This window comes from Bradyrhizobium sp. USDA 3315, assembly GCF_054056795.1.
In genome coordinates, this window is record NZ_JBSRYP010000001.1 from 3,153,717 (window position 1) to 3,173,740 (window position 20,024).

The 20,024-nt window shown below is 65.9% G+C and carries 16 protein-coding genes; 10 read left to right on the forward strand and 6 right to left on the reverse strand.

Translation table 11 applies throughout. The annotated features are described in order from the left end of the window. Positions 1-66 precede the first annotated feature (66 nt). The 3 genes from ACVIYL_RS14470 to ACVIYL_RS14480 all read left to right on the forward strand — a co-directional run bounded on the left by ACVIYL_RS14470 (position 67) and on the right by ACVIYL_RS14480 (position 6,435). A complete protein-coding gene (locus tag ACVIYL_RS14470; RefSeq protein ID WP_456778913.1) occupies positions 67-2,754 on the forward strand; it encodes a sensor domain-containing protein in 2,688 nt (895 codons plus the stop codon). 352 nt (positions 2,755-3,106) lie between these two features. After that, positions 3,107-4,630, forward strand: a complete 1,524-nt coding sequence (locus tag ACVIYL_RS14475; protein ID WP_456778914.1) for an ABC-F family ATP-binding cassette domain-containing protein — start codon at positions 3,107-3,109, stop codon at positions 4,628-4,630. A 338-nt stretch (positions 4,631-4,968) separates the two neighbouring features. Next, positions 4,969-6,435: a glycerol-3-phosphate dehydrogenase gene (locus ACVIYL_RS14480; protein WP_456778915.1), complete on the forward strand. Its 1,467-nt coding sequence runs from the start codon at positions 4,969-4,971 to the stop codon at positions 6,433-6,435. Positions 6,436-6,445: 10 nt separating this feature from the next. On the opposite strand, the gene ACVIYL_RS14485 is transcribed toward ACVIYL_RS14480, so the two are convergent. Together ACVIYL_RS14485 and ACVIYL_RS14490 are read right to left on the reverse strand one after the other, a co-directional pair. Then, on the reverse strand, positions 6,446-7,228 hold the full coding sequence (locus ACVIYL_RS14485; RefSeq protein ID WP_456778916.1) for a hypothetical protein: 783 nt from the start codon (positions 7,226-7,228) through the stop codon (positions 6,446-6,448). Next, positions 7,189-7,755: a hypothetical protein gene (locus ACVIYL_RS14490; RefSeq protein ID WP_456778917.1), complete on the reverse strand. Its 567-nt coding sequence runs from the start codon at positions 7,753-7,755 to the stop codon at positions 7,189-7,191. The genes ACVIYL_RS14485 and ACVIYL_RS14490 overlap by 40 nt, the downstream gene beginning before the upstream one ends. A 213-nt stretch (positions 7,756-7,968) precedes the next feature. Here ACVIYL_RS14490 and ACVIYL_RS14495 point away from each other — a divergent pair, with 213 nt between their 5' ends. Genes ACVIYL_RS14495 through ACVIYL_RS14505 form a run of 3 tightly spaced genes read left to right on the forward strand, consistent with a single transcriptional unit; the run spans position 7,969 to position 10,795 of the window. After that, a complete protein-coding gene (locus ACVIYL_RS14495) occupies positions 7,969-9,069 on the forward strand; it encodes an ABC transporter ATP-binding protein (RefSeq protein ID WP_456781825.1) in 1,101 nt (366 codons plus the stop codon). Continuing rightward, positions 9,066-9,980: an ABC transporter permease gene (locus tag ACVIYL_RS14500; RefSeq protein ID WP_456778918.1), complete on the forward strand. Its 915-nt coding sequence runs from the start codon at positions 9,066-9,068 to the stop codon at positions 9,978-9,980. Before ACVIYL_RS14495 ends, ACVIYL_RS14500 begins: the two co-directional genes overlap by 4 nt. Continuing rightward, positions 9,980-10,795, forward strand: coding sequence for an ABC transporter permease (locus ACVIYL_RS14505; RefSeq protein WP_456778919.1), 816 nt, complete (start codon positions 9,980-9,982; stop codon positions 10,793-10,795). The genes ACVIYL_RS14500 and ACVIYL_RS14505 overlap by 1 nt, the downstream gene beginning before the upstream one ends. A 150-nt stretch (positions 10,796-10,945) precedes the next feature. On the opposite strand, the gene ACVIYL_RS14510 is transcribed toward ACVIYL_RS14505, so the two are convergent. From ACVIYL_RS14510 to ACVIYL_RS14525, 4 genes are all read right to left on the reverse strand, one after another. Then, positions 10,946-11,797, reverse strand: coding sequence for a carbohydrate ABC transporter permease (locus ACVIYL_RS14510; RefSeq protein WP_016843362.1), 852 nt, complete (start codon positions 11,795-11,797; stop codon positions 10,946-10,948). After that, positions 11,794-12,663, reverse strand: a complete 870-nt coding sequence (locus tag ACVIYL_RS14515; protein WP_026191797.1) for a carbohydrate ABC transporter permease — start codon at positions 12,661-12,663, stop codon at positions 11,794-11,796. The genes ACVIYL_RS14510 and ACVIYL_RS14515 overlap by 4 nt, the downstream gene beginning before the upstream one ends. A gap of 204 nt (positions 12,664-12,867) precedes the next feature. Next, complete coding sequence (locus ACVIYL_RS14520; protein ID WP_092085237.1) at positions 12,868-14,253, reverse strand: ABC transporter substrate-binding protein; 1,386 nt, start codon at positions 14,251-14,253, stop codon at positions 12,868-12,870. Between the two features lie 156 nt (positions 14,254-14,409). Next, positions 14,410-16,377 (reverse strand): AsmA family protein, encoded by a 1,968-nt coding sequence (locus ACVIYL_RS14525; RefSeq protein WP_076829623.1) that lies wholly within the window; start codon positions 16,375-16,377, stop codon positions 14,410-14,412. A gap of 244 nt (positions 16,378-16,621) precedes the next feature. Between ACVIYL_RS14525 and ACVIYL_RS14530 the strand changes: the two genes are divergently transcribed. The 4 genes from ACVIYL_RS14530 to ACVIYL_RS14545 all read left to right on the forward strand — a co-directional run bounded on the left by ACVIYL_RS14530 (position 16,622) and on the right by ACVIYL_RS14545 (position 19,877). After that, a complete protein-coding gene (locus tag ACVIYL_RS14530; RefSeq protein ID WP_028336014.1) occupies positions 16,622-17,329 on the forward strand; it encodes a CoA transferase subunit A in 708 nt (235 codons plus the stop codon). Positions 17,330-17,353: 24 nt separating this feature from the next. Continuing rightward, entirely contained in the window at positions 17,354-18,004 is a 651-nt protein-coding gene (locus ACVIYL_RS14535) for a 3-oxoacid CoA-transferase subunit B (RefSeq protein WP_018268725.1), read from the forward strand. A gap of 1 nt (position 18,005) precedes the next feature. Beyond that, on the forward strand, positions 18,006-18,650 hold the full coding sequence (locus tag ACVIYL_RS14540) for a GNAT family N-acetyltransferase (RefSeq protein WP_456778920.1): 645 nt from the start codon (positions 18,006-18,008) through the stop codon (positions 18,648-18,650). A 294-nt stretch (positions 18,651-18,944) separates the two neighbouring features. Continuing rightward, entirely contained in the window at positions 18,945-19,877 is a 933-nt protein-coding gene (locus tag ACVIYL_RS14545; RefSeq protein ID WP_456778921.1) for an IS110 family transposase, read from the forward strand. The last annotated feature ends 147 nt before the right edge of the window (positions 19,878-20,024 follow it).

Below are 20,024 nucleotides of genomic sequence, written 5' to 3' on the forward strand. Positions count from 1 at the left end.
GTACGCGTTTACCCGATCCAAACCGCCGGAGCCGGACACTCGCCCCCGGAAATCCGCGGGTGATCGATGGCTGGCAGGAAGGTGCAGGCGGGCGGGAAGAATTCGATTCCGGCAAGGGCTGTGCTCTGCCTGATCGCCGCCGTCGCGCCGTGCGCTGCAGCCCGGGCCGGCACCGGTGCGTTCGCGCCGTCGAGCTATCTGGGCAGCCTCGATCCCGGCCTGGTCTGGGAGCTCCTGATCGGCAGCGTGGTGGTCGCGTCCTTTTTCGGCGCGGTCGGGCTGTGGATCCTCTCGGCGCTGCGCAAGGCCAAGCGCGCGCAATTGCGGCGCAACGCCTTCGTCTCGTCGGCACTCAACCATTTGAACCAGGGCGTGGTGATGACCGATGCGCAGGAGCGCATCGTGTTCTGCAACGACCGCTATCTCGACATCTACGGCCTGTCGCGCGCCGACATCAGGCGCAACATGACCGGCGTCGAGCTGCTGGAACTGCGCCGCGACCGCGGCGTGCTCGACCTCAGCGCCGAGGATTTCTTCGCCAGGGCCGCGGCGCCCGAGGGACTGGTTACCGAGCTGCCCGGGGGCAGGTCGGTGCTGGTGAAGTATTTTCCGCTGCCGAACGGCGGCTCGGTCGCGACCCATCTCGATTGCACCGACCAGCGCAAGCTGTCGCGCAAGCTCGCCTCGACCACACAATTCCTGGAATCGGTGCTCGACAACGTTCCGGTCTGCGTCGCGGCCAAGAACATCGAGGACGGCCGCTACATCTTCGCCAACCGCGCATTCGAGCGCTTCTCGCGCTTCTCGCGCGATCACATCGTGGGCAAGCGCGCCGACGAGATCTTCCGCCCCGAGACCGCCGCCAGCATCGACACCGCCGACCGCGCGGCGCTGAACGCGGCGGAAGGCTATCACCGCAGCGAATTCTTCGTCGAACGTGGTTCGGACAAGCGGATCCTCGCCTCCAACCGCGTGATCGCCCGCAACGAGGCCGGCGAGCCGGAATTCCTGATCGCGCTGTTTGAGGACGTCACCGATCGCCGCTCGCTGTCGCGTGAGCTCGAGAACAACAAGAAATTCCTCGAGCTCGTGGTCGACAACATCCCGGTCTCGCTGATCGTGCAGCGGGTCAGCGACGGCCGCTACCTCCTGGCCAACCGCAGCGCCGAGACGATCCTCAATCGCCGCCGCGAGGACGCCGCCGGCCTGACCGCGTCCGACATCTTCAATGCGCGTGAAGCCAAGCTGATTATCGCCCGCGACGAGGCCGCGATCAGGAAGCGCAGTATGATCGCCGAGGAGCATCCGATCTCGACCAAGGACGGCCTGCGGCTGTTCCTGACCCGCCGCATGACCGTGCTCGACGATGTCGGCGAGCCGCAATATCTGATCAAGACCCACGAGGACGTCACCGACCGGCGCCAGACCGAGTCGCGCATGGCGCACATGGCCTATCATGACGGCCTGACCGATCTGCCGAACCGCGCCGCCTTCCTGCAGGCGCTGACCCAGATGATCGAGGCCTGCGACGGCACCGACGAGGAGTTCGCCGTGCTCTGCGTCGACCTCGACGGGTTGAAGGAGATCAACGACGTCTACGGCCATGCGATGGGCGACAAGGTGCTGGTCGAGGTCGCGCAGCGTCTGCAGGCCGTGGCGCGCGGCGGCGTGGTCGCGCGGCTCTCTGGCGACGAATTCGGCCTCATCATCGACGGCAAGCAGCCGGTCGCCGGCATCGCGCTGGCCGAGCAGGCCGCCGAGGCGCTCGGGCAGGATTTCCTGATCGACGGCAAGTCGGTGCGAACCGGCCTCACCACAGGGATCGCGGTGTTCCCGGACAACGGATCCGACGCGGCCTCGCTGCTGGCCAATTCCGGCGCGGCGCTGTTTCGCGCCAAGGCGAAGTCGCGCGGCACGATCTCGATCTTCGAACCGGAGATGGACCAGCAGATCCGCGATCGCCGCGTGCTGCACCAGGAGCTGTCGGTCGCGATCAAGAATGGCGAATTGTCGCTCTACTACCAGCCGCAGGCCGCCGCCGGCGGCAACGTGGCGGCCAGCCAGATCATCGGCTTCGAGGCGCTGGCGCGCTGGCACCATCCGGTGCGCGGCTTCGTGCCGCCCGGCGACTTCATTCCGCTCGCGGAAGAAAGCGGCCTGATCGTCGAGATGGGCGAATGGATTCTGCGCGAAGCCTGCCGGGAGGCGGCCTCCTGGGCGATCCCGCTGCAGGTCGCGGTGAACCTGTCGCCGGCGCAATTCACCCATGGCGACCTCGTCGGCCTCGTGCATTCGATCCTGCTCGAGACCGGGCTCACGCCGGACCGGCTCGAGCTCGAAATCACCGAGGGCGTGCTGATCGAGGATTTCGACCGCGGCCTGTCGCTGCTGCGGCGGCTGAAGGCGCTCGGTGTCCGCATCTCGATGGACGATTTCGGCAGCGGCTATTCCTCGCTGAGCTACCTGCAGGCGTTTCCGTTCGACAAGATCAAGATCGACCGTGCCTTCGTCATCAATCTCGGCCGCAACCCGCAATCGGCCGCGATCGTGCGCGCGGTGATCGATCTCGGCCACGGCCTTGAAATGTCGATCGTCGCCGAAGGCGTCGAGACCGAGGCGCAGCTCGACTTCCTCGCCGAAGAGGGCTGCGACGCGGTGCAGGGCTATCTGATCGGCAGGCCGGCTCCGATCGGTCAATTCGCCGCGCTGGTCGGTGGCGACCAGCTTGCCGAAACCGTGCGCAGAGCCGGGTAATTTGGCCTGAATGGTCGGGCTGGCACGGCCGGCTGTGCTTGCCATCCGCTGCATGCCCGGCTACATCTCGGCCCACCACTTCATTTCAGCCGAGAAAGGAGGGCCGCGTCGTGGCGAGATACACCGATCCCCACCTCAAGCGTGGCCCCGTCAACGCCCTGCAGATGCGTTTGCAGGGCTGACCGGAAACTCGCGCTAAATCCTTCCTGGTCTGCCCTTCGTGGCCGTGCGGCGTCGAACGCTTGAGCGTTCGCGCCTGCACATCAATCCCTCGCCGCGCTTCGACACGCACATCCGATGATGGCTGGACGCCTCGGGATGTTGCGATTGCCGGCAAGACCAGAGAACGATCGTGACCCTCATCAATGTCCGCAATCTCGGCGTGACGCTGAACGCGCCGCTGTTTTCCGAACTGAATTTCGTCGTCAATGCCGGCGACCACATCGGGCTGGTGGCCGCCAATGGCCGCGGCAAGTCCACGCTGCTGCGCTGTATCGCAGATGCGATGGAGCCTAACGAAGGCGATATCACCCGCGCGCGCGGACTGACCGTCGGCCATGTCGAGCAGGATGCGCCGCCGAAACTGCTGGATACGCCGTTCCATGCCGCCGTGCTCGAGGCGCTTCCCGGCGAACAGCGCGCCAGCGAGGGCTGGCGGGTCGACGTCGCCTTGCAATCGCTCGAGGTGCCGGAGGAGCTGTGGACGAGACCGCTGAAGCAGCTGAGCGGCGGCTGGCTGCGGCTTGCGGTGCTCGCCCGCGTGCTGGTGACCGAGCCCGACGTGCTGCTGCTCGACGAGCCGACCAACCATCTCGACCTCGCCAAGATCGGCCGGCTTGAGGCCTGGCTGAACGCGCTGCCGCGCGAGATGCCGGTGGTGATCGCAAGCCACGATCGCGCCTTTCTCGATGCGACGACCAACCGGACGCTGTTCCTGCGCCCGGAGCGGTCGCAGCTGTTCTCGCTGCCCTATACCGCGGCGCGCGCGGCGCTCGACGAATTCGATGCCTCGGACGAGCGACGCTATCAGCGCGACATGAAGGCCGTGCGGCAGCTCCGGCAGCAGGCCGCGAAGCTCAACAACCTCGGCATCAATTCCGGCAGCGACCTTCTGCTGTCGAAGACCAGGCAGTTGAAGCAGCGCGCCGAGAAGCTCGAGGAGACGGCGAAGCCCGCGCATCTGGAACGCTCGGCCGGAACGATCCGGCTCGCCAACCGCGACACCCATGCCAAGGTCCTGATCATGCTGGACAATGCCGGGATCGCCACACCTGACGGCCGGCTGTTGTTCAGGACCGGCCAGCAGTTCATCTGCAAGGGCGACCGGATTGCGCTGCTCGGGCCGAATGGCGCCGGCAAGTCCCGCTTCGTCGCGGCGCTGCGGCTGGCGGTCGAGAATGCGGGAGCGACACCGGCCGAGATCCGGGCCACCGAGTCATTGGTGCTTGGCTATTGCGACCAGGCACTGGCCGATCTCGCCGATGGCGACACGCCGATGCGCATGCTGACGCGGCGCTTCGAGGTCGGCGATCAGCGGGCGCGCGGCCTGCTCGCCGGTGCCGGGCTCTCGATCGAGATGCAGGGCCGTCCGATCGGGCGGCTGTCGGGCGGGCAGAAGGCCCGCCTCGGCATGCTGGTGCTGCGGCTCACCCAGCCGAACTTCTATCTGCTCGACGAGCCGACCAACCACCTCGACATCGAGGGCCAGGAGGCGCTGGAGGACGAGTTGATGGAACAGCAGGCCAGCTGCCTCCTGGTGTCGCACGACCGCCAGTTCGTGCGCACGGTGGCCAACCGGTTCTGGGTGATCGAAGGCAGGAAGCTGATCGAGGTCGATGGACCGGAACAGTTCTTTGCCGCGGCCGGTGCGGACTAGCACGTGATGGAGTCAGATTGGATAGCCGTCGCGAAGACGGTGTGCCTCTCCCGCTTGCGGGTCCGTCGCAGGAGGAGCGCTGCCAAAATATCGAAAACAACCCCATGCAAAGTAGTCGGCGGCGGCCGGCGTTCGAGCAGGCTACTTGACACGTCGGGCAACTCAGGGGCATTATTCCAATATTCCGAAATCATGCAAGCGTACGCTCGCCCCCCGGCAAGCGGGAAGGTGAGTGTGCCGTGATTCACCCGGACATCATGTAGTTCAGCGCCGCGCCTTGATGCATTTTTCGTGCGAACCCGTCTTTTGTTCGCATGAAAATGCGATAGGCGTTGCGCATGGCGGACTATGACGTCGCGATCATCGGCGGTGGCCTGAACGGCACGAGCATTGCCCGTGATGCCGCCGGCCGCGGCCTGCGCGTGATCCTGCTGGAGCAGGGCGATCTCGGTTCCGGCGCATCGCAGGCTTCGCCGCGGCTGGTCCATGGCGATCTGGCCGGGCTGGAACGGCGGGAGTTCTTCCGCGTCCGCCGGGCGCTGAGGGAACGCGACGTGTTGCTGCGCATTGCGCCGCATCTGGTGCGGCCGGTGCGCTTCGTGATCCCGGCGCATGCCGAGGAGCGGCCGCCGTGGCAGCTGCGGTCGTTGCTGCTGCTCTACGAACGGCTGACTTCGCGCAGCGGTCTGCCGCGCTCGGCGACGCTCGATGTCACCCATCATTCGGTCGGCAATGCGCTGAAGCGGCCGTTCGGAACCGCGTTCGAATATTCCGACTGCGTCGTCGACGATTCCCGGCTCGTCGCGCTCACCGCCGTCGATGCCGCGGCGCGCGGCGCCGATATCCGCACCGGCGCGCGCGTGACCCGGGCCGAGCGCGGCGAGACCTGGCGGCTGGTCGCGATCGACCGCGGCTACCGGCGGGTGATCACGGCGCGGGCGCTGGTCAGCGCGACCGGCGCGTGGACCGCCTCGGTCGCCGACATCGTGCTGCGGGTGCCCGCGCCGCAGCTTGCGACCGTGCAGATCAGCCAGATCGTGGTGCGCCGCCTGTTCGACTGCGACAACGTCTATGTGTTTCAGAACCCTGACGGCCGGTTGATCTTCGCCAGTTCCTACGAGCGCGACTTCACCCTGATCGGCAGCGTCAGTCATCCCTTCAAGGGTGATCCGGCGGTTGTCGCAATTGGTGTGCGCGAGGAGGCCTATCTCTGCGACGCCGCCAATCGCTACTTTCGCGAGCAGATCGCTCCGGTCGATGTGCTGCGGACCGTCTCCGGTGCCAATTCCGTGCTCGTGCCCGCGCGCCGGCACATGAGCGATGGCGCAGCGCTGCTCGATGTCAGGCGCGGCAAGGCGCCGCTGCTCACGATCTTCGGCGGCGACGTCACCACCGCGCGGCGCCGCGCCGAGCGGGCAGTGTCGGAGTTCACGCGGTTCTATCCGATGACGCCGCGCTGGACCGCAACGGCGCCGCTGCCGGGCGGCGAGTTCGCCTGGCAGCGCTTCGAGACCGAGGTCGACATCGCCCGCGACCGCTGGCGCTTCCTCGGCGAGGCGCCGGCGCGGCGGCTGGTGGCTGCCTATGGGCTGAATGTGAAGGACATTTTGGGAGACGCCAAAGAGAAGGCCGATCTCGGCCCGGCCTTCGGTCCCGAACTGACCGGCGCCGAGGTGGGTTACCTCATGCGCAAGGAATGGGCGCGCTTTGCTGACGATATCCTGTGGCGCCGCTCCAAGCTCGGGCTGACCATGCCGCAAGCCGCTCGCGACGCGCTTGCGGCGTTCATGGCGAAGGTGGATTAAGCCCCGCTATTTACTGCCGGGCCGCCTCCTGTGACCAGGCGAGGTCGCGCCGGGACGGACGGCGATGCAGCCGCTCCGAGATCAGGCTCGTTGCCTGCCGGCCCTGGCCGGCGCGCAGGCACGCGACGATGAAAGTATCCTCCCACAATTCGCGTTGCGCATGGCTGCCGCCGATCCGCACCAGTTCGGGCATCAGCGGCGCAAGGATCTGCACGGCGTCGTGGTGATCGCCGGCGGCGAAGGCCGCGATCCCGCGGCCGAGCCCGATCGCCGCGGGGCCGGGCGCCAATCTGCCGTCGGCGTCGCGCGTGGCCATCTCGACCAGCCGCGCCTCGAGCGCGTCGTTGTTCGTCGTCGCTGCGACCAGCGCGTGGTGCACGTCGGCGAAATGTGCGCCGGCCTTCGGGAAGTAGCCGTCGCCATAGGCGGCGACATCCTTCCAGTGCTGCTCGAGACCGGTCTTGCCGGCGACCGTCAGCCGCCAGAGCAGCGAGGCCGTGTCGGTGAAGATATTGAGCGGCGGATAGGGGCGGCCCGCCGGCTTGATGTGCTGCTCGTAAATGTCGAGCGCGCTGTCGGCGTCGCCTTCCTCGATCGCGATCAAGGCGAGGTGCCAGGCGAGATGGCCCTGCAGGAAGCTGGTGCGATCATTCGCCGGCAGCCAGGCGGAGAGGAAGCTGCGGCCTTCCGCCGCGTCGCCCTGCTCGAACAACGCATGCGCGATGGCGTGCGCGGCGCCGGCGTTCTCCGGCTTCAGCGCATAGCCGCGCTCGGTGATGGCGCGGCCGGACACGACATCGCCGGCCTCGGTCTTCGACCAGCCGAGATAGGTGAGGAACCACCAATCGTCGCCATAGACGCCGGCGTAACGTTCGCAGACGGCAAGCCGTGCGGGTCATGATCGGGCCGGCCGGAGAACGCATAGAGGCCGAAGGCGCCGAGCAACAGCGACAGCACCTGCGCATCACGCGGATATTCGGTGAGATGCCGTTCGGCTTCCGTCACCGCCTTCCTGGGCTGGCTCTCGATCACGGACGCCAAGATCTCGATGTGCTGGCGCTCGCGCGGGCTTGCGGCCGCGGCCAGCTGCCGTGCATCGGCCGCCTTGGCGCGGGCCTTGGCGCCTTCCATGTTGAGCTGGTGCACGCGGGCACGGCCGATATGGGCCAATGCGAAATCGGGGTCCTCGGCGATCGCCGCCTCGAACGCCGCATCGGCGCCGTGCAGCGCCGCCAGCATGCGATCGACGCCGTCGACATAGTAGGCGGCGGCGCGGTCCGAGCTCGTCGTCAGCGGCAGGCCGTAGCGGTCGTGAATCATCGGTTGCCCCTCGAATTGGCTGCGAAGTCTAGCAGAGGCGTGGACGCCGACAATATTGCGGGAGATGTCCGTGAGGCGGTTGAGCCGGTGGCGATCCGCCGCTAGCTTGCCGCCAGAATCGGACCTTACGGGGAATCGGGGCTGACGGACGTGACATCGGGCGAAGCGAGTGCGGATGCGGCAAGGCCGTTGCCTGAACCGGCCGTCTCGGACATGCCGCTGCTGCGGATCGAGGGTGTCGCCAAGTCGTTCGGCAATTTCCGCGCGGTCGACAAGCTCTCGCTCGATATCCGCGCCGGCGAGTTCTTCGCGCTGCTCGGCCCGAGCGGCTGCGGCAAGACCACGCTGCTGCGCATGCTCGCCGGCTTCGAGACGCCGGACGAGGGCCGCATCCTGCTTGGCGGCAGCGACATTGCCCAGGTGCTGCCGCATGAGCGGCCCGTCAACATGATGTTCCAGAACTACGCGCTGTTCCCGCATCTGTCGGTGCGCGACAACATCGCCTTCGGTCTGAGGCGTGCCGGCATGGCGCGCGGCGATATCGCGGCCCGCGTCGCCGAGATGGTGGCGCTCGTCAAGCTTGAGGGGATGGAGAAGCGCAAGCCCGACCAGCTCTCCGGCGGACAGCGGCAGCGCGTCGCGCTGGCGCGCTCGCTGGCGCGGCGCCCGCAGGTGCTGCTGCTCGACGAGCCGCTCGCCGCGCTCGACAAGAAGCTGCGCGAGAGCACGCAGGCCGAATTGATGGAGCTGCAGCGCCGGCTCGGCATGACCTTCATCATCGTCACCCACGATCAGGAGGAGGCGATGACGATGGCCGGCCGCATCGGGGTGATGGATGCCGGCCGTCTGGTTCAGGTCGCAACCCCGCGCAATCTCTACGAGGCGCCGGCCTCGCGCTGGATCGCCGAGTTCGTCGGCGACATCAACCTGTTCAACGGCGAGGTCACGTCCCGCGAGAACGGGCGCCTGACGGTCGCGACGGCTGATGCGGGCAGGCTGGCGGTCAGCGAGCTGTGGCCGCCGGTGACCAGGCAGGTCGTCGCCGTCGCGATCCGCCCCGAGAAGGTGAAGCTGTCGCGCCGCGCGCCGGCAACGGACGGCGGCGCGTCGCAGGCGATCAACCGGCTGGAGGGCGTCGTCACCGACGTCAACTATCTCGGCGGCGTGACCAGCTATCGGGTGAAGCTGGAGACGGGCGCGGTGGTGCGCGCGTCGATGGCCAATACCGCGCGGCTCGACGTCGATGCCTATCTCGCCGGCCAGCGCGTGGTGGCATGGTTCACCGCCGACGATTGCCTGGTGCTCGAGCAATGAGCGCGCGCCGCATCTTCGCCCGGCCGGCGCGGCTCGCCGCGATCGCGCCCTATCTGTGGATGGTGCTGTTCTTCCTGGTGCCGTTCGGCTTCGTGCTGAAGATCAGCCTGTCGCAGACCGCGATCGCGCAGCCGCCCTATACGCCGGTGTTCGATTTCACCGAGGGCCGCGCCGCGCTGGCCGCGGCGTTCGCGCAATTGTCGTTCGACAATTTCCGCCTGCTGATATCGGACAATCTCTACATCCTATCCTATCTGCGCAGCCTCGTCGTCGCGGTGACCGCGACGCTGATCCTGCTCCTGATCGGCTATCCCATAGCCTACGGCATGGCGCGATTGCCGCAGCGTTGGCAGGGCGTGGCGATGATGCTGGTCATCGTGCCGTTCTGGACCTCGTTCCTGATCCGCATCTATGCCTGGATCAATATCCTGCAGCATGACGGCCTGCTCAACCAGGTTCTGCTGGCGCTGCACATCGTGTCCGCGCCGGTGGTCTGGCTGTCGACCGACAGCGCGATGTATCTCGGCATCGTCTATTCCTATCTGCCGTTCATGATCCTGCCGCTCTATGCGACGCTCTCCAGGATGGACGCGTCGCTGCTGGAGGCCGCGGGCGATCTCGGCGCCTCGCCGTTGCAGGCGTTCTGGCTGGTGACGTTCCCGCTGTCGCTGCCCGGCGTCGGCGCCGGCGCGCTGCTCTGCTTCATTCCGATTGTCGGCGAGTTCGTGATCCCCGACCTGCTCGCGGGTTCCAACTCGCTGATGATCGGACAGACGCTGTGGCTCGAGTTCTTCACCAACAAGGACTGGCCGGTCGCATCGGCCGCCGCGGTCGCCTTGTTGCTCCTGCTGGTGCCGCCGCTCGTGCTCTACGATCGCCTGCAGCGGCGTCAGCTCGAGGCGGGCCGCTGATGGCGCGCACCGTCACCAGGCTCACCCGCTTCAACATGACGTCGCTGGCGCTCGGGCTGGCGTTCCTCTATCTGCCGATCGTCATCCTCGTGATCTACTCGTTCAACGCCTCGCGGCTGGTGACGGTGTGGGGCGGATGGTCGTTGCGCTGGTACCGCGAGTTCTTTGGCGACCGCGCCATGCTGGAGGCGGCGTGGATGAGCCTGTCGGTCGCCGCGGTGTCGGCGACGCTGGCGACACTGCTGGGCACGCTGGCGGCGGTCGGGCTGGCGCGCGGCGAGCGGTTCCGGGGGCGGGCGCTGTTCTCCGGCATGCTGTATTCGCCGCTGGTCATGCCGGAGGTGATCTCCGGCCTGTCGCTGCTGCTCCTGTTCGTGGCGCTCAATGCCGAGCGCGGCTTCTGGACGGTGACGATCGCCCACACCACGCTGACGATGTGCTTCGTCACCGTCGTGGTGCAGTCGCGCCTCGGCACGCTCGATCGCAGCCTGGAGGAGGCCGCGATGGACCTCGGCTGCGATCCGGTGCGGGCGTTCCTCCTGGTGACGCTGCCGCTGATCGTGCCGGCGATCGTCGCCGGCTGGATGCTGGCCTTCACGCTGTCGCTCGACGACGTCGTGATCGCGAGCTTCACCACCGGCCCGGGCTCGGCGACGCTGCCGATCCGGATCTATTCCGAGGTCCGGCTCGGCGTGAAACCCGAGATCAACGCGATCTGCACGCTGGTGATCGCGCTGATCGCCGTGATCATCGTGATCGCCTCGTTCGCCTCGAAACTGTCGAGCGCGCGCGGCGAGAGCGCCGCGCCGCTCTAGACCAGCGGCCCCGTCATTGCGAGCGAAGCGACGCAATCCATCGCGCCGCAAGCGGAGAGGTGGATTGCTTCGTCGCTTCAGCGCAAAATTGCTTTGCAATTTTGTCGCGAGCTCCTCGCAATGACGACGAGGCTAGATCGGTTCCTGTTCTCACGACTTGACGGCGCCGGCGGTCAATCCGCCCACCATGTAGCGCTTGAAGGCGTAATAGACCGCAGCCGGCGGCAGCGCGTAGATGAAGCCGGTGGTCATCAGGAGCTCCCACGGCGAATCGTCCGCGGCGAGGAAGTTGCCGAGCGCGACCGGCAGCGTGATGTCGGTGTCCTTCGACAGCAGCAGGAAGGCGTAGAGATATTCGTTCCACGCGAGCAGGATCGCATAGGTGCCGACCGCGACCAGCGACGGCATCATCAAGGGCACGTAGACCAGGCGGAACAGCTGCAGCGTGGTGGCGCCGTCCATCGTCGCGGCCTCGTCGAGCTCGACCGGGAGCTTGTCGGAGGCCTGCTTCAGGACCCAGATCGCGTAGGGCGCGGCGATCGTCACCATTGCGAGGATCAGCGACCAGTGATTGTTGAGCAGGCCGTAATTGCCCATGGTGCGGTACATCGGCACGGCGAGGAACGCGGCCGGGATGAAATAGGTGAACAGCGCCATGTTCATGACGGCGCGGCCGCCCGGCACGCGCAGCCGCGAGATCGAGAACGCGGCGGCGGTAGCGACGAACAGCGTCAGCGCGCCGACCGCGAGCGCAATCACGGTCGAATTCCAGAACTGGATCCAGAAGTCGCGCAGGAAGTAGTGCTGCTGGTTGAACACGATCTCGAAATTGTGCAGCGTCGGATGCGTCGGCCACAGCTTGCCGGAGAACGCGTCCTCCTTCGGCGAGATCGCGAACACGAACATGTGGTAGATCGGGATCATGGTCCAGATGAAGACCGGGATGCCGATCAGCAGCAGCTTGGCTTCGGTGCCGACTTCGCGGAGGGTGGGCAGCTTCATCGCGACAACCGTTTCATCATGAAATAGACCAGCGGCAGCACGAACGGCATCGCGCAGACGATCGAGGCCATCGCCAGCGAGAGCTGGTCGAGGCGCAGATAGCGGATGCCGAGGGTCGACAGCACGTGGGTGAGGTCGGCGGGCCCGCCGCCGGTGAGCAAGTAGACGCTGTTGAAGTCGCCGAGCGTCCAGATCATCGAGAGCAGCGTGCAGGTGACGTAGAGCGTCTGCATCGACGGCCAGGTGATGTAGCGGAATTTCTGCCACCAATTGGCGCCGTCGACGTCGGAGGCCTCGTACAGATCGTGCGAGATCGCGAGCCGCCCGGTCAGCAGGATCAGCGTCCAGAACGGTAGCGACTTCCAGATGTGCACGCCGATCGCCATCGCCAATGCGACCGAGGGATCGTTCAGCCAGTTCGGGCCGTCGTCGCCAGTGAACTTGAAGATCAGCTGGTTGACCACGCCCCATTCCGGATTGAGCATGAAGCGCACCGACAGGATGGTCGGGATCGAGGGTACCGCCCAGGGCAGGATGAAGATGACAGACAGCCACCTGATCCAGGGCCGCTGCTGGGCGAAGAAGCCGGACAGGAACAATGCGATCAGCATCTTGATGTTGATGCCGATGACCAGGAAGATCAGCGTGTTGATCGCCGCGCGCGCGAAAATCGGGTCGTGATAGAGCGCGACATAGCTCGCCGGATGGCGCGCCAGCCACAGGCCGTAGCCGACCGGATAGACCACGAAGGCGAGGAAGACGAGCAGATAGGGCGCGAGCAGCACGATGCCCCAGACCTGCGGCGGCGACAGCCGCGCCGACAACGGCGGCGAGGGGACATCGGATGCGGAGAGTGTGATCGCCATTCGGTTACTCTAAGATGTCGCTTACGTCGTCGATGTCGCCTACGTCGTCGTCCCGGCGAAGGCCGGGACCCATAACCACAGGACCCGGCCGTTGCCCGAAAGCCGTCGACCAGCCTGCTCCCAAATTATTGCCTCGGCGTATGGGTCCCGGCTTTCGCCGGGACGACGCGGAGCAAGTGTCGGCAGTGCCGGTCATCGTTGATGTTACCCCGCGACCTGCTTGATGCGGGCGATCAGTTCGTCGACGGCCTTGTCCACCGGCACCTTCTCGCTGACGACGCGGTTCATGGCCTTGGCCCAGACGTTCTCGTTGTTCAGGATGGTGAACTTCCAGTTCTTGGTAAAGTCGAACGGCGCAGTGCCGCCGGTGAACTGATTGTAGACCGCCTTGCGATGCCGGTCAGCCTGCCAGAACGGGCTCGCCTGGCTGGCCTTGGTCACCGGGAACCAGCGGCCGAGCGCGCCCTCGACATAGGGCCGCAAATTGTCTTCCTGCATCAGGAAGGCAATGAACTGCTTGCCTTCCGCCTTGTTCTTGGCGTTGGCGAAGATCAGCCCGGTCTTGACGTCGGAGCGGTAGCGGATCGTCGATCCGTCCGGCGCCTTCGGGAAGGACGCGGTGATGATGTCCTGCTCATAGGCCTGCTTGCCGGCGGCGCGCTGCGCGTCGGTCAGTGCCGGGTTGGTGGAATCCTCGAACCACTTCGCTGCGATCGAGATCGTGAAGTTGTGGGTCATCACGATTGTCTTGTTGTGGAACGCGACGTTGTTGTCCGGGTCCTTCCAGGTCGTGGAGGAGGGCGGCGAGCAGGCCTTGATGTAGGTGTCGGTGTAGTCCTTCAGCGCGTGGATCAGGCCGTCGCGCACTTTGGGATCGTCGACCAGGAGCTTGCCGTCGTCGTCGACCAGCTTGACGTGATAGGCGTCCATGAAGGTGTAGAACGACTGGAACGAGTCGGTGGATTCCACGCCCATCGGCTGGCCGACGCCGTAGATGCGCTGGCCGGTCGCCTTGCGGATCGCCGGCTGCACCTTGTCGCACCAGAACGACCAGTAATCCTCCCACTTGGTCGGGATGTCGGCGGCCTTGAAGCCCGCCTTCTCCAGCATGTCGCCCCAGATCTGGACGTGCATGCTCTGCTGCTTCAGAGGGAAGCCGTAATAGGCCTTCTTCTTGGCGACGTCGTTGTAGAGCAGCGCCGTCTCCAGCGTGTTCGGCGCGAACGCGTCCTTCATCGGCAGCAGGATGTCGGAGAGATCCTCGAGCTTGCCCTCATAGGCCCATTTGCCCTGCGCCTGCACGTCGTAGGAGTCGGAATAGGCGACGTCGGGCACGGTGCCGGAATCGAGCGCGGCGACCGTCTTCGGAATCATGTCCTGGATCGCGTATTGCGACAGTTCGACCTTGATGCCGGTCTTGGCTTCGAATTTCTTGATCGTCTCGAGCAGCGCGTCGTCTTCGGATTTGTAAAATCCCTTGCCCCACCAGACAGTGATCGTCTTGCCCTGGGCGAGAGCGGGTGCAGTTGCGGCGAACAGGCCGACCGCGGCGACCGCAATTGATAGCGCACCGATAACCTTGGATCTCACGTTGTTCTCCCTCATGAGGCCGGCTTTTTAACCGGTTGGAGAAAACACTAGCGCATGCCCGTGACCCGATAAAGATGTCGCGCCGCCGACTTGTGTAGGGGTTTGCGGCGAGCGCGTGGATCGGTCCCGGTGCATCGATGCGCAAAGTGAATGGATTCAGTTCGACTTCGCATTCTCGGCCGACGCCGCCGGTGCGCCGCCGGGCGCGCCTGCCGCAGCATCGGGCGCCGCCGCGGGCCGTGCGGCTCCTCCGCCGGTGAAGCGCTCGATCACCGAGCGCACCGCGTCGCGGGTCTTGCGATCCTTCACCGCATCGAGCAGCGGAGCGGAGGCCGGCGAGCGGCGGATCAGGCTTTCCGGATCGGGGAAGATCAGCGGATCGTCCCACGGCCCCTGGATCACGAAGGGCAGATCGAAACCGTTGCCGCCGGCCGATGCCGAGGTCAGGCTGGCGACGCCCTTGAGATCGTATTCGCGCGACGGCACCGAGGCCGTGCCGGTCAGCGTGATCTTCGCGGTGGGGCTTTCGACATGAATGTCGTCAGCGGTCGCGACGCCGTCGGCGAATTTCACCGAGATGCTGAGATTGTCGTAGGGCGTCGAGCCGGAGCGGAAATTGCCGCCGCCGGACAGCGGCCGCTTCTCCAGCCGCTTCAACAGCTGCTCGACATTGAAGCCCGCGATCGCGCCGTCATGTCCATTCAGCGTCGCGGTGCCGTCGAGCGACGACGCGAGCCCGAACGGGCTCGAGCCCGAGGCGGTCAGCGAGACGTTCAGGTTGCCGCGGCCGGACAGCTTGTTGATGCCGAACAATTCGCTGGCGCAGGCCTGCAGATCGACATCGGTGAACTGGAATTGCGCCCTGACGTCGGCGACCGCATCCGAGCGCGCGATCGCGAACGAGCCTTTGGCGATGCCGCCATACATCTGCGCCTCGCCGACGCTGAGCGCCAGCGCGCCGCCGCGCAGATTGGCGCCGAATGCGGTGCGGCCGAGCTTGGACGGGCCGACCGTCACCTTGGCCGCCGACAGGCGCATGTCGAGATCGGTCGACGACAGCGAGGACAGGTCGAACAGCTGCCTGTTCCAGTCGCGCTGGCCGCTGGCCAGCAGGCGGAACGTCGAGATGTAAGGTGTGAAATCGAGATTGCCGGCGGCAAGTGTCGCCTGCAGCGTCTGCCGGCCGTTATTGGCGTAGGTCATCACGCCCTCGGCGACGTTGCCGTCGAGCTCGACATTGACATTGGTGAGCGCAACCGAGCCGCCGACCACGTTGGCGCGGGCCTTCAGCGCGAAGCGGCCGAAGCCGCCACCGCCGCCGGGCGGGGCCTGGCCCATCCAGCGCAACGCGTTGCGCAGCGACGGTGAGTCCATGGTGGCGACGCCTTCCATCATCAGGCTGGTGCGGTTGGCGACGGTTCCGTCGAAAGCAACCTTCAGCGGCGCGCTGGCGAGCCGTGCCTTCAGGCCGGAGCGGTCGCCCGATAACAGCGCGACGAAGTCGCTGGCGCTGATCGAGCCGTCGACGCGTTCGCCGCGCCAGTCGAACTGGCCGGTTGCGGCGAAGGAGCGCGAGATCGAGGGCCAGGCCAGCGAGAGGTCGATATCGCCGAGCTGCTCGGAGATGTTGTTGGTGCCGTCCTGGTAGTTCAGCTCGCCGTCCTGGATCCGGATTTCGGAGAACGACACCTGGTTCTCGGCGCCGGGCGTCATCGCCTTGGCGATGGTCTCGACGAACGGCGTCCAATTGCTCTCGCCAGCGCCGTCGCGGACCACATGGATATGCGGACGGAGCATCATGACGTCGGCAATCTCGAACCGCCGCAGCAACAGCGGCAGCAGGCGCAGATTGGCGGTCAGCACGTCGACTTGGAGGGCGGGACCGATGGTATCGGCGCCCTTCAGCCCGACATTATGAAAGGAGACGTAGCTGCCCGGAAAAACCGAGACGTCGATCGGGCCGTTGACGACGAGTTCGAGCCCGGTCACGGCGCGGATCTGCGCTTCCACCGCGCGCTGCAGCGCGTCCCGGTTGAGGAACCACGACGTTCCGACCAGCCCGACCAGCGCCAGGCCGAAAAGCGCCGCGATCGGCATCCCCAGGCGCTTAATTCCTTGGGCCATCGTCAATGACATATCCGGGTCGGGTTGAATTTTGTCGGGTCGTCGTCGAACACAGCGGGCTCTCGCCGGAGGCCCCTGCCAACCCACGCAACTTGAAGGGTTTTCTTGTCGCTTTCAAGGCCATGTTGCTGCCGCGGGCCGCCGCCCGTCGCCGCACCGGGCCGTGATTGACGCATTGCGAAGATTTCGCCTAATAATCCGCTTTGCCACAGCCGTTCCGCGCCCTCCATCAGGTATTCGCTGCATGAACAAAGTTTATCCCGACGCCAAATCGGCACTCGATGGTCTCCTCAAGGACGGCATGATGATCATGTCGGGCGGCTTCGGCCTCTGCGGCATCGCCGAGACCCTGTCGGACGCGATCCGCGAGTCCGGCGTCAAGGGCCTCACCGTCGTCTCCAACAATGCCGGCGTCGACGGCATCGGCCTCAGCCGGCTGCTGGAGACCCGCCAGATCAAGAAGATGATTTCGTCCTATGTCGGCGAGAACAAGCTGTTCGCCCAACAGTATCTCGCCGGCGAGCTCGAGCTCGAGTTCAACCCGCAGGGCACGCTGGCCGAGCGCATCCGCGCCGGCGGCGCCGGAATCCCGGCCTTCTACACCAAGACCGGCGTCGGCACGCTGATCGCCGAGGGCAAGGAAGTGAAGGAATTCGACGGCGAGAAGTACATCATGGAGCGCGGCCTGTTCGCCGACGTCGCCATCGTCCATGCCTGGAAGGGCGATACCGCCGGCAACCTGGTCTACCGCAAGACCGCGCGCAACTTTAATCCGATGATGGCCACCGCCGCGAAGGTCACCGTCGCCGAGGTCGAGCACCTGGTGCCGGCCGGCGAGATCGATCCGGACCACATCCACACCCCCGGCATCTTCGTCAAGCGCATCATCGAGGTCGGGACCGGCAAGAAGCGGATCGAGTTCCGCAACACCCGTCCGCGCCCCGCTGCCTAAAACCCATTTCTTCAGGAGAGCCTCATGGCCTGGACCCGTGAACAGATGGCCGCCCGCGCCGCCAAGGAGTTGCGCGACGGCTATTACGTCAATCTCGGCATCGGCATTCCGACGCTGGTTTCGAACTACATTCCCGACGGTATCGACGTCAGCCTGCAGAGCGAGAACGGCATGCTCGGCATGGGCCCGTTCCCCTATGAGGACGAGGTCGACGCCGACCTGATCAACGCCGGCAAGCAGACCGTGAGCGAGCTGCCCTCGACCAGCTATTTCTCCTCGGCCGATTCCTTCGGCATGGTGCGCGGCGGCCATATCGATCTGTCGATCCTCGGCGCCATGCAGGTGGCGCAGAACGGCGACCTCGCCAACTGGATGATCCCCGGCAAGATGGTGAAGGGCATGGGCGGCGCCATGGACCTCGTCGCCGGCGTCAAGCGCGTCGTGGTCGTGATGGAGCATTCCGCCAAGGACGGCCCGAAGCTGCTCAAGCAGTGCAACCTGCCGCTGACCGGCGAGCGCGTGGTCGACATGGTCGTCACGGATTTGGCGGTGTTCACCATCGACAAGCACGGCAAGGACGGCATGGCGCTGATCGAGCTCGCCGACGGCGTCACGCTAGACGAGGTCAAGGCCAAGACCGAGGCCGAATTCCGCGTCGCGCTGAAGAACACCTGAGATGATCGGTGCGGGACGATCCTCGATCCGTCCCGCACGATCCGACGACGCCGGCTTCATCGCCCGCACCGTTCTGGCCGCGCAGCGCGGCCCGTTGCCGCGCGGCTGGTTCGACATCGCGCTCGACCGGGGCGAGGCGGAATGCCTGGCGTTCATGACACGGCTCGCCGTGGCGCGGGTGCGGTCATGGTATCACGTCGCCCATTTCCTGATTGCTGAAGTCGATGGCGTGCCGGCCGCCGCGCTGTGCGCGATGCCGGCATCCGGAACCGTCGTCGCCGCACGTGCGGCGATCGAGGAAGTCGCAGCAGAGACCGGCATGGACGCCGATGCCATCGTCGCGCGCGGCGGCTATGCCCGTAACTGCTGGGTACAAGGCGGCGAGGGCGACTGGCTGATCGAGCATGTCGCCCGACAAGCGTCCCATCGCAGCGGCGGCCTGGTGCAGGACTTGATCCGCCGCGCACTCGCCGACGGCAAGGCGGCCGGTTACACGCAGGCATCGATCTCGTTCCTGATCGGCAACGATGCCGCCGAACGCTGCTACGCCAGGGCCGGCTTCACCTTCGCCGAAGAGAAGCGCGACGCCGCCTTCGAAGCGATGACCGGCGCGCCCGGCTTTCGCAGATTTGCGCGGGCGATGTGAATAGGGCGGTACGCGGCCACATACTCCGCTGTCGTCCCTGCGAAAGCAGGGACCCATACGCCGCAGCTTGTGTTGTGAACGGGACTCGTCGTTTCAGCGTCGCGCAATGATCACCATCGGTGGTTATGGGTCCCTGTGTCTTGGAAGTCTGTCACGATGTGGGTGGGCGGGAAGCCGTTGGGTCCTTGGCGCTTGACGCCGTGAGCCGGCTCGGTCTCCCGCCCGTTCCATCTATCAACCTGAACAGTTGCACGAGGCTGCGCCAACAGACCTCGCATCACAGGGACAGGCACCGTGACCATAGCTCTTTGTTACGTCGGAATCGACATCTCCAAGAAGCACCTCGATATCCTTGATGAGGCTGACGGCGTGCCGAGGCGCATTGCCAACGCGACACAGGCCATCACACAGCAGGTGGCGCGTTGGCAATGCGATGCGCTGGTGGTCTTCGAGGCGACGGGTATCTATGACCTCGCGCTGCGCGAGGCGCTGCGTCAGGCCGGGATCCAGTTCGCACGGATCAACCCGGCCCGTGCCCGCGACTTTGCACGGGCTAGCGGCCTGCTGGCCAAGATCGATCCAATCGATGCGCGGATGCTGGCGGCCTTTGCGCGGGCCATGCAGCCCGCCCCCGAGCAGGTCGCCGATCTTGCACGGGGCGCCTTGGCGAGGCTTGCAAAACGGCGGGATCAGCTGGTCCTCATGCGCGCCCAGGAGAAGAACCGGCGCAGCGAGGCCGACGATCGTGCAATGGCCGAACGCATTGGCCGCCTCATCGAGGTCCTCGACAGCGAGCTCGCCGAGATCGAGGCCGACATCGGCGCCTTGATTAAAGCCGAAGCGGAGATCGCGGACGATGCGAAGTTAATGCGTTCGCTGCCCGGCGTGGGTCCGGTGGCCTGCATGCAGCTCATCGCCCAGATGCCGGAACTCGGGCGGGTCGGACCGAAACAACTCGCAGCGCTCGCAGGCCTTGCTCCCTTCAACGTCGACAGCGGCGCCTTCCGCGGCAAGCGCAAGATTGCGGGCGGCCGAAAGCGCGTTCGTGACGCCCTTTATATGGCGGCCCTCAACGCAGTTCGCAGGGCCGATCCGTTCAAGGCCTTCTATGCACGACTGCGACAGGCCGGAAAACCAGCCAAACTCGCCCTCGCAAGGAAGCTGTTGACGGTCCTCAATGCCATGATGCGAGACCGAAAGCCGTACCTGCAGACCAATCCAACATAACAGTTGCCGGCCTTCGCCGGGACGACGGTGAGTGTGCGGCACGGCTTGTGAGTCATACGCCCGCATTTTCGCGACATGGTTTGTCCGAGTTGACAGTTTTTTGCTGAGTTTCCCGTCGGGCAGCCACACGGCGCGGCGCATTCGGCG